Origin of the sequence: Mycobacterium shinjukuense, from assembly GCF_010730055.1 — a bacterium.
Taxonomy (GTDB): Bacteria; Actinomycetota; Actinomycetes; order Mycobacteriales; family Mycobacteriaceae; genus Mycobacterium; species Mycobacterium shinjukuense.
Genome location: NZ_AP022575.1, coordinates 2,345,007 through 2,358,091 on the forward strand (window position 1 = coordinate 2,345,007; position 13,085 = coordinate 2,358,091).

General features: G+C 68.1%; 11 protein-coding genes and 1 pseudogene. 1 reads left to right on the forward strand and 11 read right to left on the reverse strand.

Features of this window, described 5'->3' with window-relative positions; translation table 11 throughout:
* Nucleotides 1-67 precede the first annotated feature (67 nt).
* Entirely contained in the window at nt 68-1,183 is a 1,116-nt protein-coding gene (gene ald / locus G6N20_RS10505; RefSeq protein ID WP_083050174.1) for an alanine dehydrogenase, read from the forward strand.
* Between the two features lie 2 nt (nt 1,184-1,185).
* Here ald and G6N20_RS10510 read toward each other — a convergent pair whose 3' ends face one another.
* The 11 genes and pseudogenes from G6N20_RS10510 to G6N20_RS10560 all read right to left on the reverse strand — a co-directional run bounded on the left by G6N20_RS10510 (nt 1,186) and on the right by G6N20_RS10560 (nt 12,947).
* Complete coding sequence (locus G6N20_RS10510; protein ID WP_083050119.1) at nt 1,186-2,220, reverse strand: nitronate monooxygenase; 1,035 nt, start codon at nt 2,218-2,220, stop codon at nt 1,186-1,188.
* A 4-nt stretch (nt 2,221-2,224) separates the two neighbouring features.
* On the reverse strand, nt 2,225-3,541 hold the full coding sequence (locus tag G6N20_RS10515) for a M16 family metallopeptidase (protein WP_083050117.1): 1,317 nt from the start codon (nt 3,539-3,541) through the stop codon (nt 2,225-2,227).
* Nucleotides 3,519-5,786 carry a polyribonucleotide nucleotidyltransferase gene (locus G6N20_RS10520; protein ID WP_083050114.1) on the reverse strand — a complete coding sequence of 756 codons (2,268 nt, stop codon included), beginning with the start codon at nt 5,784-5,786 and terminating at the stop codon, nt 3,519-3,521. Before G6N20_RS10520 ends, G6N20_RS10515 begins: the two co-directional genes overlap by 23 nt.
* 409 nt (nt 5,787-6,195) lie before the next feature.
* The gene (gene lppU / locus G6N20_RS10525) at nt 6,196-6,720 is read right to left on the reverse strand and encodes an LppU family putative lipoprotein (protein ID WP_083050111.1); all 525 of its coding nucleotides are present in this window, start codon (nt 6,718-6,720) and stop codon (nt 6,196-6,198) included.
* An 11-nt stretch (nt 6,721-6,731) separates the two neighbouring features.
* Complete coding sequence (gene rpsO / locus G6N20_RS10530; protein ID WP_083050109.1) at nt 6,732-7,001, reverse strand: 30S ribosomal protein S15; 270 nt, start codon at nt 6,999-7,001, stop codon at nt 6,732-6,734.
* 121 nt (nt 7,002-7,122) lie between these two features.
* A complete protein-coding gene (locus G6N20_RS10535) occupies nt 7,123-8,097 on the reverse strand; it encodes a bifunctional riboflavin kinase/FAD synthetase (protein WP_083050107.1) in 975 nt (324 codons plus the stop codon).
* 79 nt (nt 8,098-8,176) lie between these two features.
* Nucleotides 8,177-8,843: pseudogene (locus G6N20_RS10540) on the reverse strand (acyl-CoA dehydrogenase family protein).
* 24 nt (nt 8,844-8,867) lie between these two features.
* On the reverse strand, nt 8,868-10,070 hold the full coding sequence (locus tag G6N20_RS10545) for a lipid-transfer protein (protein ID WP_083050105.1): 1,203 nt from the start codon (nt 10,068-10,070) through the stop codon (nt 8,868-8,870).
* 344 nt (nt 10,071-10,414) lie between these two features.
* Nucleotides 10,415-11,254, reverse strand: coding sequence for a tRNA pseudouridine(55) synthase TruB (truB, locus tag G6N20_RS10550; RefSeq protein ID WP_233432174.1), 840 nt, complete (start codon nt 11,252-11,254; stop codon nt 10,415-10,417).
* A gap of 50 nt (nt 11,255-11,304) precedes the next feature.
* Complete coding sequence (gene pptT / locus G6N20_RS10555; protein WP_142272117.1) at nt 11,305-11,988, reverse strand: 4'-phosphopantetheinyl transferase PptT; 684 nt, start codon at nt 11,986-11,988, stop codon at nt 11,305-11,307.
* Nucleotides 11,985-12,947: a metallophosphoesterase family protein gene (locus G6N20_RS10560; protein ID WP_083050101.1), complete on the reverse strand. Its 963-nt coding sequence runs from the start codon at nt 12,945-12,947 to the stop codon at nt 11,985-11,987. The genes pptT and G6N20_RS10560 overlap by 4 nt, the downstream gene beginning before the upstream one ends.
* Nucleotides 12,948-13,085 lie beyond the last annotated feature (138 nt).

A 13,085-nucleotide genomic window follows, 5' to 3' on the forward strand; every position in this document is an offset into this window, starting at 1 on the left:
TCGCTATCCTACAGAATTATCAACAGCATGTTTGCGGTCTACCCGAATGTTCTTCACACTTGATGGCATGCGAGTCGGCGTACCAGCCGAGACCAAGAGCTGCGAATTCCGGGTGGCCATCACCCCGGCGGGCGTTGCCGAGCTAACCCATCGCGGCCACGAGGTGCTGATCGAGGCGGGTGCCGGGGAAGGCTCGGCGATCACCGACGCGAAGTTCAAGGCGGCCGGCGCCCAACTGATCGGCACCCCCGACGAGGTTTGGGCCGGCGCCGAGCTGGTGCTCAAGGTCAAGGAGCCGCTGCCGGCCGAGTACCGCTACCTGCGGTCCGGGCAGATCCTGTTCACCTACTTGCACCTCGCCGCCTCACGAGCCTGCACCGATGCGCTGTTGGCTTCCGGCACAACGTCAATCGCCTACGAAACCGTCCAGACCGGCGACGGCGCATTGCCCCTGCTGGCCCCGATGAGCGAGGTCGCCGGTCGGCTGTCGGCACAGGTCGGGGCCTACCTTCTGATGCGCACCCAGGGCGGGCGCGGGGTGCTGATGGGCGGGGTGCCCGGGGTCAAGCCCGCCGACGTCGTGGTGATCGGCGCCGGCACCGCCGGCTACAACGCCGCCCGGGTGGCCAGCGGCATGGGGGCCGCCGTCCGGGTGCTCGACATCAACCTCACCAGGCTTCGGCTGCTCGACGCGGAGTTCGGCGGCCGCATCAGCACCCGCCACTCGTCGACCTACGAACTCACCGGGGCGGTCAAACGCGCCGACCTGGTGATCGGAGCCGTCCTGGTGCCCGGCGCCAAGGCGCCCAAGCTGATCTCGAATTCGCTTGTCGCGCAGATGAAACCGGGTGCTGTGCTGGTGGACATCTCCATCGATCAGGGCGGTTGCTGCCAAGATTCGCGGCCAACCACACACGACGACCCGACGTTCGCCGTGCACGACACGCTGTTCTACTGCGTGGCGAACATGCCCAGCGCGGTGCCCAAGACGTCGACCTACGCGCTGACCAACGCCACCATGCCGTATGTGCTCAAGCTCGCCGACCAGGGCTGGCGGGCGGCATGCCGGTCGGATCCCGCGCTGGCCAAAGGCCTTTCGACGCATGCCGGCGCGCTGCTGGCCAAGCATGTGGCCGCCGACCTGGGCTTGCCGTTCACCGATCCGGCCGGCCTGCTGGCCTGACGCTACAGCGCCCGCGGGTCGGGGGTGAGGGCGGCGATGATGTCGGCCGCCGGCCCGGGGCGGGCCTGCCGGTACGCGGTACCCGCCCACAGGTTTATCCCGTGCGGGTCTTCGGCCGCGATCGCCGCCGCCCGGATCGGCTTGGTCATCTGGTTGACCTCGGGATAGCCCAGTGGCGCCACGTGGTCGAGCAGACGGGTGAAGTTGTTGGCCAGACCGCGCGCGTACCGACCGGAGAACGCCCGGGTCACCAGGGTGGTGTCGAACTCCGGGTTTTTCAGGGCGGCACGGTGTGCGGTGTTGGTGCCGGCTTCGTCGGCCAGCAGCAGCGCGGTGCCGACCTGGGCGGCGACCGCTCCCCTGCGCAACGCGGCCGCGACGTCCTCGGCGGTGCCCAAACCACCGGCCGCGATGAGGGGGATGTCGTGTGCGTGGCCGATCCGGTCGAGCAGCTGGTGCAGCGATTCCGCGCCGGGCTCCATGTCGGGCGCGAACGTGCCGCGGTGCCCACCGGCGGCCGGACCCTGAACCACCAAGCTGTCCGCGCCGGCCGCGATCGCCACCCCGGCCTCGTAGGCCGACGTCACGGTGATCGACACCAGCAGCCCCAGCGCGCTCAGCCGACGGATGACGTCGGGCGGCGGCGCCCCGAAGGTGAAGGACACCACCTCGGGCCGCATGTCGGCCACCACCTCGAGCTTGCGCAGCCAGTCGTCGTCGTCACCGTAGATCGGCTGGCCCACCTCGACCCGGTAATGCTCGGCGACCTCTTCAAGCTCTTCGGCGTAGTACTCCAGCTGCACCCAGTCGGCGACGCTGGGTTGGGGCACAAACAGGTTCGCCCCGATGGGGCCCGTGGTGGCGGCACGAGCGGCGGCGATGTCCTCGGCGAACCGGTCCGCGCTCAGATAGCCTCCGGCGACGAAGCCCAGCCCGCCGGCGTTGGACACCGCCGCGGCCAGCGCCGGGGTACCGGGGCCGCCCGCCATCGGCGCGCCCACAATGGGCACCTCGATGTCCCAGAACCCCAGTACCATCGCGCTAATTTACCATCGCTCGAAGTTGTTGCGGCAGCGATCGTTTCGAGCCATAGGGACCGAGCACGGCGGCGCCGTAGCGGTTGCCCAGCAGCCGGCGGGCCACCGCGTTGACCTCATCGACGGTGACCCGCTCGATCTGCCGCAGGGTGTGCTCGATGCCGCGGTGCGTGCCGTAGTTCAACTCGCTGCGGCCCAGACGGCTCATCCGTGAGCTGGCGTCCTCCAGTCCGAGCACCAGCCCGCCGCGCAACGATCCCTTGGCGATGCGGCACTCGGCCTCGGTGATGCCGTCGCGGGCCACCGATTCCAGCACCTCGGTGGTCACCGCCATCACGTCGGCGAACCGTTCGGGCAGGCAGGCGGCATACACCGAGAGCGCGCCGCTGTCAGCGAAGATGTCCAACGCGGAGTAGATCGAGTAGGCCAGCCCGCGGGTCTCGCGGACCTCCTGGAACAGCCGGGAACTCAAGCCCCCGCCCAAAGCGGTGTGCAACACCGACAGCGCCCAGCGATGCTCCCAGTTGCGCCCGGGCGTGCGCACGCCCAGCGACACGTGGGTCTGCTCGGCATCCCGATTGCCCAGCCTCAACTTGGGCTGGCCGTTCACCCGGCCGGTTCCCTTGCGCGGCGCGACCGGCCGCCGCCCGCGGACCAGGTGTGGCCCGAAGTGCTCCCGCACCAACGCGACCACCTCGTCGTGGTCGACGTTGCCGGCCACCGCCACCACCATCCGATCCGGGGTGTAGCGCCGCACGTGAAACGAGTGCAACTGCGTCCGGGTCATCGCCGATACCGATTGCACGCTGCCGATCACCGGGCGGCCCACCGGGTGATCGCCGAACAACGCCGTCAAGAACATGTCCGCCAGCGCGTCCTCGGGGTCGTCGTCGCGCATCGCGATCTCCTCGAGGACCACGTCGCGTTCCAGCTCCACGTCGTCGACGGCGCAGCGCCCGTTGAGCACCACGTCGGCGACCAGGTCGACGGCCAGCGGCAGGTCGGCATCGAGCACGTGGGCGTAGTAGCAGGTGTGCTCCTTGGCGGTGAACGCGTTCAGCTCGCCGCCCACGGCGTCCATCGCCTGCGCGATGTCGGCGGCGGTGCGGGTCGGGGTCGACTTGAACAGCAGGTGCTCGAGGAAGTGCGCCGCCCCGGCCACCGTGGCGCCCTCGTCGCGCGAACCCACCGCGACCCACACCCCCACCGAGGCGGATCGCACCGCGGGCAGGTATTCGGTGACCACTCGCAGCCCGCCCGGCAGGGTGCTGCGGCGCACCGCCTGGGCCGCCGCCGGGTCAGCCGCTGACCGTCGCGGCATCGGTAGCGGCGGCGGTGCTGTCTTCGTCAGCCACCAGAACCAGGGAGATCTTGCCCCGCTTGTCGATATCGGCGATCTCGACCCGCAGCTTGTCGCCGACGTTGACGACGTCCTCGACCCGCGCGATGCGCTTGCCCTTGCCCAGTTTGGAGATGTGCACCAGACCGTCACGCCCGGGCAGCAGCGAGACGAACGCACCGAAATCGGTTGTCTTGACGACCGTTCCGAGGAACCGCTCCCCGACGGTGGGCAGCTGCGGGTTGGCGATCGCGTTGATCCGGTCGATCGCGGCCTGCGCCGAGGCGCCGTCGGTGGCCCCGACGAACACCGTGCCGTCGTCTTCGATGGAGATCTGCGCGCCGGTCTCCTCGGTGATGGCGTTGATGACCTTGCCCTTGGGGCCGATGACCTCACCGATCTTGTCCACCGGCACCCTGATGGTGGTCACCCGCGGGGCGTACGGACTCATCTCGTCGGGTGAGTCGATGGCCTCGGCCATGACCTCCAAGATGGTCAGCCGGGCGTCTCGGGCCTGCTCCAACGCGCCCGCGAGCACCTGTGAGGGGATCCCGTCGAGCTTGGTGTCCAGTTGCAGCGCGGTGACGAAGTCCTTGGTTCCGGCGACCTTGAAGTCCATGTCGCCGAACGCGTCTTCGGCGCCCAGGATGTCGGTCAGCGTGACGAAGCGGCGCTCGGTGCCGCCGCCGTCAACCTCGACGTCGTCGGACACCAGGCCCATCGCGATGCCGGCCACCGGCGCCTTCAGCGGCACCCCGGCGTTGAGCAACGCCAGCGTGGACGCGCACACCGAGCCCATCGAGGTCGAGCCGTTGGATCCCAACGCCTCCGACACCTGGCGGATGGCGTAGGGGAATTCCTCGACGCTGGGCAGCACCGGCACCAGGGCCCGCTCGGCCAGCGCGCCGTGCCCGATCTCCCGGCGTTTGGGCGAGCCGACCCGACCGGTCTCGCCGGTGGAGAACGGCGGGAAGTTGTAGTGATGCATGTAGCGCTTGGTGGTCTCCGGTCCCAGCGAGTCGATCTGTTGGGCCATCTTGACCATGTCGAGTGTGGTCACGCCCAGGATCTGGGTTTCGCCGCGCTCGAACAGCGCGCTGCCGTGCGCCCGCGGCACCACGGCGACCTCGGCCGACAACGCCCGGATGTCGGTGATCCCGCGGCCGTCGATGCGGAAGTGGTCGGTGAGGATGCGCTGCCGGACCAGCTTTTTGGTCAGCGCGCGAAACGCGGCGCCGACCTCCTTGTCCCGTCCCCCGTAGGTGTCGGCGAGGCGCTCCAGCAGCTGGGCCTTGATCTCGTCGATGCGCTGCTCGCGCTCGGCCTTGCCGCCGATGGTCAGGGCGGTGGCCAGCTCGTCGGTGGCCACCGAGGCCACCGAGTAGTACACGTCCTCGCCGTAGTCGGGGAACACCGGATACTCGACTGGTTCCTTCGCGTTGCGAGCAGACACCGCATTGGCCAGCTCCTGCTGCGCGGCGCACAGCGCGGCGATGAACGGCTTGGCCGCCTCCAGGCCCTGGGCCACCACGCTTTCCGTCGGCGCCTGGGCGCCGCCGTCGATGAGTTCGATGACGTTTTCGGTGGCCTCGGCTTCGACCATCATGATGGCGACATCCGGCTTGCCGTCATGTTCACCGACGATGCGGCCCGCCACCACCATGTCGAACACGGCCCGTTCGATCTGCTCGACGGTGGGGAACGCGACCCAGGTGCCGTCGAGGAGTGCGACCCGGACACCCCCGACGGGGCCGGAGAACGGCAGCCCGCCCAGTTGGGTGGACGCCGACGCGGCGTTGATCGCCAGCACGTCGTAGAGGTCGTTGGGATCCAGGCTCAGGATGGTCACCACGATCTGGATCTCGTTGCGCAGGCCGTCGACGAACGACGGGCGCAGCGGGCGGTCGATGAGCCGGCAGGTCAGGATCGCGTCGGTGGACGGGCGGCCCTCCCGACGGAAGAAGGAACCGGGAATGCGCCCGGCGGCATACATCCGCTCCTCGACATCGACCGTCAGCGGGAAAAAGTCGAACTGCTCCTTGGGGTTTTTGCTGGCGGTGGTCGCCGACAACAGCATGTTGTCCTCGTCGAGGTAGGCGACCACCGCGCCGGCGGCCTGCAGGGCCAACCGGCCGGTTTCGAAACGGATGGTGCGGGTGCCGAAACTCCCGTTGTCGATGGTGGCGGTCGCTTCGAACACGCCCTGTTCAATTTCAGCTACAGACATGACGTCCGTGCGGCCTCTCTGGATTTGTTGAGCTGTTTCGCGTCGTCACGCGCAACCCAGCGGGTTCGCGGGACGGCCCACCGGCCCACACGGGCCTGCGAGCCAGCCCGAGAGCTTCCCGTCAGCAAGGGCCTGAATGCGGCTACGGCCATCGATCGAAGCGGCCGACCTACCCAGATCCGGGGAGCCCGGCAGCCACTACCGAAGACCGCCCGATGCAGGCCGGGTTGCTCCCGTCGTGACGCGCTGGAGCGGCACGCGCGGATCTGCGCGAACCGCACCACTTTCTTGGGCCGAAGCGGCCTAGAACGACCTCACTCTACACGGCTAACTCATCGTACCGAGCGGGACTGGCTCTAACCGGCTGCGCTGCGCGCCCCGCCGGCCCGCTCGCAATCCCCCGGGTCGGTCAGGGCGGGGGCCCGCCGGAGACGTCCTCCACGCACACCGCGAACCGCCGCTGGTTGTAGGTGTAGCCCACGCCGCTGGCGCACTGGTCGACGCTGACCGGAGCGTCGAGGTTCTCCAGGATCTGGGTAGCCCGTTGCCGGTTGGGCACCGACGCATCGTTGCAGTCCACCCGCAACGGGTTGGCGGCGTGCCGCGGGTCGATGCTCATGCAACCGCCGATCACCCAATCGATGTCCAGGCAGACGGTGGTGGTGGTGCCGCTGACGGCGTCGAGCCTCGAATAGGACGAGTCGACGTCGGCCGGGCATTGCGCGCGGTCGGCCACCGCGGCGACGACCTTGAAGTTGGACTGCGGGCTCCCGCACGCCGCCTTGCTGGCCTGCGGCCGGTCCGGGGTGCCGCCAAGTTGGACACAGTCGCCGACCTGGAGATCGGCGATGTCGGGCCGCGACGAGCATCCCGCCAGCGCCCAGCACACCGCCAGGGCAGCGGCCGGGACCAGCGCCGGGAGCAAGGCGCGCAACGCGCCGAGTGTCAGCGACGCAGACCCAGCCGCTCGATGAGCGAGCGATACCGCTCGACGTCGACCTGCGTGAGGTACTTGACCAACCGCTTGCGGCGGCCCACCAGCAGCAGCAACCCGCGCCGCGAGTGGTGGTCGTGCTTGTGCACCTTCAGGTGCTCGGTCAGGTCCGCGATCCGCTTGGTCAGCAGCGCGATCTGCGCCTCGGGGGATCCGGTGTCGGTCTCATGCAGGCCGTAGGAGCGCAGAATCTCCTTTTTCTGCTCGGCTGTCAGCGCCACAAAGATATCTCCATCGATTGGTCCGCGATCAAGGATGTGCCGACGCGGCCACCGCGAACCGCAGCACGCGCCGCTGTCGTCGGGCAGTCTAGCAGCGGTGTCGCAGACGGGCAGCCACTCGTCAATCCGCTGGCAACAGGGCACGTGTCCGCTGCGTGTCGGCGCCTATCTCGGCGACCAGGTCGCGCACCGAGGCAAACTTCTGCTGGCCGCGGATACGGGCGACGAAGTCCAGGGCCACATGCTGGCCGTACAAGTCGGCGCAGGTGTCGAGCACGTACGCCTCGACGGTGCGGGTACGTCCGGAGAAGGTGGGGTTGGTCCCGACGGACACCGCGGCGCGGTAGCGCTCACCCGGGACGACGGTTCCGGTCACCGGTCCGTGCCCGAGCACGGTGAACCAGGCGGCGTACACGCCGTCGGCCGGAATCGCCGAGTACATCGGCGGCGCCACGTTCGCGGTGGGAAAGCCCAGCTCGGCGCCCCGCCCGTAGCCTCGGACGACGACGCCCTCGACGCGATGGGGCCGGCCCAGCGCCTCGGTGGCCGCCGCCATGTCGCCGGCGTCCACGCAGGACCGGATGTAGGTCGAGGAGAAGGTCACGGTCTCGTTGCTGTGGTGTTCGGACACCAGCGACATCGACTCCACCGCGAACCCGAACCGCTCGCCGGCCCGGCGCAGGGTGTCGACGTTGCCGGCCGCCTTTTTGCCGAAGGTGAAGTTCTCGCCGACCACCACCTCCAGCACGTGCAGGTGCTCGACCAGCAGCTCGTGGATGAAGCGGTCCGGGGTGAGCTTCATGAAATCGGTGGTGAACGGGATCACCAAGAACACGTCGATGCCCAGGTCCTCGACCAGCTCGGCCCGGCGGGTCAGCGTGGTCAGCTGCGCCGGGTGACTGCCTGGATACACCACCTCCATGGGGTGCGGGTCAAACGTCATCAGCACCGACGGCACCTCACGCGCGCGGGCGGCCTTCACCGCGTGCGCGATCAGTTCGGCGTGGCCCCGGTGGACGCCGTCGAACACCCCGATCGTGAGCACACATCTGCCCCAATCCGTGGGGATCTCGTCCTGCCCGCGCCAGCGCCGCACGACCGCAAGCCTACGGCGCGACGCGAGGGGGTGTGCGAACACGCCTTGCCTCGCCCCGCAGTGGCGCGGGTCGCCGCCTTCAGCTCGACAGCAGGCCCTTGGCGATGTGGGTCACCTGGACCTCGTTGCTGCCGGCGTAGATCATCAGTGACTTGGCGTCGCGAGCCAGCTGTTCCACCCGGTACTCGGCCATGTAGCCGTTGCCGCCGAACAGCTGGACGGCCTCCATCGCGACGTCGGTGGCGGCCTCCGAGGAGTACAGCTTGATCGCCGAGGCTTCGGCCAGCGTCGGCTCCTTGCCGGCCCGAAGTCGCTCGAGGGTCTGAAATACCATGTTCTGCACGTTGATCCGGGCGACTTCCATCTTGGCAAGCTTGAGCTGGATCAGTTGGAACTGCCCGATATTCTTGCCCCACAACGTGCGGGTCTTCGCGTAATCGACGCACAGCCGATGACGTTGATGATGCCCAGCGCCATCAGCGCAACCCCGAGGCGTTCGACGGCGAAATTGGCGCGGGCCTCCTGCGCCGTCGCTCCTTTCGCGGTTGGCGCGCTCACGGTCCAGCATCGACTTGACCGATTCGGCAAGCAGCACATCAAGGCCGAACTGGCGAAAGCTTGCGCATGATCGGATAGGGCGACAGGGCGCCGGTCTCCAATTCGTCCCGATGCGGCCGGATCTCCTTGTCGATGAATTGGCGAACAGCGTCGCGCACCATCAGGTCGGTGTCGGACCATTCGATCAAAGCGTGCCCCCTTGGGTTTGCGGTTTAGCGTTCGGCCCGCTGGTAGGCGGTGACAACGACGGCGCCGCCCAACCCGATGTTGTGTTGCAGTGCGGCGGTGACGTTTTCGACCTGGCGTGCCTCGGCGGTGCCACGCAGCTGCCAGGTCAGCTCGGCGCACTGCGCCAGCCCGGTGGCACCCAGCGGGTGGCCCTTGGAGATCAGACCACCGGAGGGATTCACCACCCAGCGTCCGCCGTAGGTGGTGTCGTTGTCGTCGATCAGCTTGGGCGCCTCACCCGGACTGCACAGCCCCAGCGCCTCGTAGAGCAGCAGCTCGTTGGCCGAGAAGCAGTCGTGCAGCTCGATCACTTCGAAGTCTTCGGGACCAAGCCCGCATTGTTGATAAACCCGTTGCGCCGCTTGCACGTTCATGTCGTAGCCGATGAGGTTCTTGGCGCTGCCGTCAAAGGTGGACGCGAAGTCGGTGGTCATGGCCTGGCCGACGATCTCCACCGCTTGGGTGGCCAGCCCGTGGCGGTCGACGAACGCTTCGGAAGCCAGGATTGCCGCACCCGAACCGTCCGACGTCGGCGAACACTGCAGCTTGGTCAGCGGGTGGTAGATCATCCGCGACGCCAGGATGTCGTCGAGGGTGTAGGCCTGCTGGAATTGCGCATACGGGTTGTTCACCGAATGCTTGTGGTTTTTGTAGCCGATCTTGGCGAAATGCTCGGCGGTGCTGCCGTATTGCCGCATGTGCTCGCGCCCGGCAGCCCCGAACATCCAGGGCGCCACCGGAAAGGCCAGCTCGGTGATCTCGACCATCGCCTTGACGTGCTTGTCCATCGGCTGGGTGCGGTCGTCGTATGCCGCCGCGAGCGATCCGGGTTTCATCTTTTCGAAGCCCAGCGCCATGGTGCAGTCGGCCAGCCCACCGCGGATGGCCTGCGCCGCCAAGAACAGCGCCGTGGAGCCGGTCGAGCAGTTGTTGTTGACGTTGACGATGGGGATGCCGGTCAGGCCCAGTTCGTAGAGCGCCCGCTGGCCCGAGGTCGATTCGCCGTAGACGTAGCCGACGTAGCCCTGCTCGACCTGGCGGTAGTCGATGCCGGCGTCGCGCAGCGCGTGGCCGCCGGCCTCGCGGGCCATGTCCGGGTAGTCCCAGCCTTGGCGGCTCCCCGGCTTTTCGAACTTCGTCATGCCGACGCCGACGACAAAAACTTTGTTGGGCGTCTTGTTAGGCATCGTTGCCCCTTCCAAGTGGCTTTGCCGGAGACCTGTCCCCCAGTCTGCTACCTAGTGAACCTCGCTGGTAAGTTTGTCGGGGTCTCGGCGTTCCGACAGGCCGCTCCAGGCGTCGCACCTTTCTCATCTGCCCCACGTGTACCCGGAACTGACCGATATGCAAAGTGCCCGCCTCACAGCGACAGCCACGGTTGTCGCTGGTAGGCGGGCACATCGCATATCCCTGCCGTGCTGGAATGCGTGAGGCGGGTGAGACCAGAGGGAGCGGTATCTACAGTCGCGGCGACCGGGTGCGCCTCCGCTCGACCCGAGGCACCCAACCCCGCTGCGCGGGCTGCATCCCCCTACATTGAGGCCGGGCGGAGCACCACCACCGACTTGGTCCGCGCACCGTCGTCACGCAGCAGCGCGATCACCCGGCCGTCGGCGTCGCAGGCGGCGTACACGCCGTCGATACCGGCCGCCGGCAGGGATCGGCCGTTGGCGGCCGCGGAGGCCTCCTCGGCGGTCAGGTCGCGACGGGCAAACATCAGCAGGCAGGCGTCGTCGAGGCTCAGGCTCACCCTGGGCCGCTCGGCCAGATCGTCGAGGGAGGCCGCCCGGTCCAGGTTGAAGCGGCCGACGCGGGTGCGCCGCAACGCCGTCACATGGCCGCCAACCCCAAGCGCGTCGCCAAGATCGCGGGCCAACGCGCGGATATAGGTTCCCGAGGAGCAGTCGATCGCCACATCGATATCGATGAGCTGGTCGTGGCGGCGCGCGGCCAGCAGCTCGAACCGGTCGATGCGGATCGGCCGGGCTTCGAGTTGGACGGCGTGCCCCTGGCGGGCCAGCCGATAGGCACGACGGCCGTCGACCTTGATCGCGCTGACCGCCGACGGCACCTGCCTGAGGTCACCGCGCAGCCCGGCGACCGCGGCGGTGATCGCCTCGGCCGTCAGGTGCTCAGCCGGAACCGATTGCAGCACTACACCTTCGGCGTCCTCGGTGGAAGTGGACTGACCCAAGCGGATGGTGGCCGCGTAGGACTTTGAGGCCGCCGTCAGCAGACCGAGGATCTTGGTGGCGCGATCTATTCCGATCACCAAGACGCCGGTGGCCATCGGGTCCAGGGTGCCGGCATGGCCGACCCTGCGGGTGGCGAAGATGCGGCGGCACCGCGCCACCACGTCATGACTGGTCATTCCGGCCGGCTTGTCGACCACGACGATTCCCGGGCCGGTGCGGCCGCCGCTCACAGCACGATCGCCGTCAGCACCAGCCCGCGCTCGACCGACCATCGGCCCCTCAGCGCCGTCAGCGGCGGACCCGACAGGGCGGACGCGTCGATCAGGACGCGAGACACGAAGCGGCCCGCGTTGCCCGGCGGGTCGGTTTCGAACGTGATGTGCGCGTCCTCGAAACCCAGCCACCTCTTGGTCAGCGGATACCACGCCTTGTAGGTTGCCTCCTTGGCGCAGAACAGAATCCGGTCCCAATGCAATCCGACCGGCATGCTGCGGGGCATCTCGGCGCGCTCGGCCGGCAGGCTGATCGCATCCAGCACACCGGTGGGCAACACGTCGTGCGGTTCGGCGTCGATGCCCACGGAACGCACCGCAGCGGTGCGCCCCACCACCGCACCGCGATAGCCGGCGCAATGGGTGAGGCTACCCACCACGCCGTCCGGCCAACAGGGTTCGCCCTTATCGCCCTTGAGGATCGGCGCCGGCGGCACGCCGAGCTCACCCAATGCCATGCGGGCACAGTGACGAACGGTGATGAATTCGTTGCGCCGCTTGGCAACCGATCTGGCGATCAACGGCTCTTCCTCGGGCAGCGCGGCCAGACCCGGCGGATCGGAATACAACTCGGCATACGCCAGATCGCCGGCCACCGCGCCGGGCAACACCGACGACACCAGCATGCTCGCGGTCACCGTGACTGCCGCTGGCGCAATCGTTCCCGGAATGCCGCGGCCTGCGCGCGCATCTCGGGAGTGATCACGAAATGACCGCCGAAGTCGTTGAGGTAGCCCGGTGCGTACTGCGGATCCGGCAACACCTGACGCAGCCAGGTGTAGGGCTTGCGGCGCCGCCACTCCCGCGGATAGCCCACCGAAACCTCCTCGAACCGCACGCCGTCGTACCAAGTGGTGCGCGGAATGTGCAAATGCCCGTAGACGGAGCACACGGCGTTGTAGCGGGTGTGCCAGTCGGCGGTCTGGGTGGTTCCGCACCACAACGCGAATTCCGGGTAGAACAACGCGTCGCAGGGCTCCCGCAGCAGCGGAAAATGGTTGACCAGAACGGTCGGTTGCATCCAGTCGAGCTGTTCGAGGCGGGCCCGGGTGGCGGCGACCCGCTCGCGGCACCAGGCATCGCGAGTGGGGTAGGGCTCCGGTGAGAGCAGGAACTCGTCGGTGGCCACCACGTTGCGTTCCTTCGCGATGGCCACACCCTCGGCTTTGCTGCTCGCCCCCGCCGGCAGAAAGGTGTAGTCGTACAGCAGAAACATCGGCACGATGGTGGCCGGGCCGCCCCGCTCGGTCCACACCGGAAACGGGTGCTCCGGCGTGACGACGCCCATCTCGTCGCACATGTTGACCAGGTAGTCATAACGTGCGCGGCCGAAGATCTGCATCGGATCCCGGTTGGTGGTCCACAACTCGTGGTTGCCGGGCACCCAGATCACCTTGGCGAACCGGCGCCGCAGCAGATCCAGCGCCCAGCGGATCTCGTCGGTGCGTTCGCCGATGTCCCCGGCCACGATCAGCCAGTCATCCGGCGAGGACGGGTGCAGCGATTCGGTGACCGGCTTGTTACCGAGGTGACCGGTGTGCAGGTCGGAGACCGCCCACAGCGTCGGCTCCGCCCCGACCGTCTCCTGCCTCGTCACGACTTACCACCCTAACGACCCGGCGAAGTGGGAACGAAATCCAGCCGGTTCGACCAACGTCCCCGGCGTGAGCAGACGCAAAAGCCCCCATTTCGGGCCCGAAATGGGGGCTTTTGCGTCTGCTCGGCCAACCCAGGC

Bases quoted from the DNA above. Each gene is read 5' to 3' on its own strand.
- ald (WP_083050174.1), top strand. From the start codon at position 68: ATGCGAGTCGGCGTACCAGCCGAGACCAAGAGCTGCGAATTCCGGGTG.
- G6N20_RS10510 (WP_083050119.1), bottom strand. From the start codon at position 2,220: ATGGTACTGGGGTTCTGGGACATCGAGGTGCCCATTGTGGGCGCGCCG.
- G6N20_RS10515 (WP_083050117.1), bottom strand. From the start codon at position 3,541: ATGCCGCGACGGTCAGCGGCTGACCCGGCGGCGGCCCAGGCGGTGCGC.
- G6N20_RS10520 (WP_083050114.1), bottom strand. From the start codon at position 5,786: ATGTCTGTAGCTGAAATTGAACAGGGCGTGTTCGAAGCGACCGCCACC.
- G6N20_RS10545 (WP_083050105.1), bottom strand. From the start codon at position 10,070: ATGCCTAACAAGACGCCCAACAAAGTTTTTGTCGTCGGCGTCGGCATG.
- truB (WP_233432174.1), bottom strand. From the start codon at position 11,254: ATGACCAGTCATGACGTGGTGGCGCGGTGCCGCCGCATCTTCGCCACC.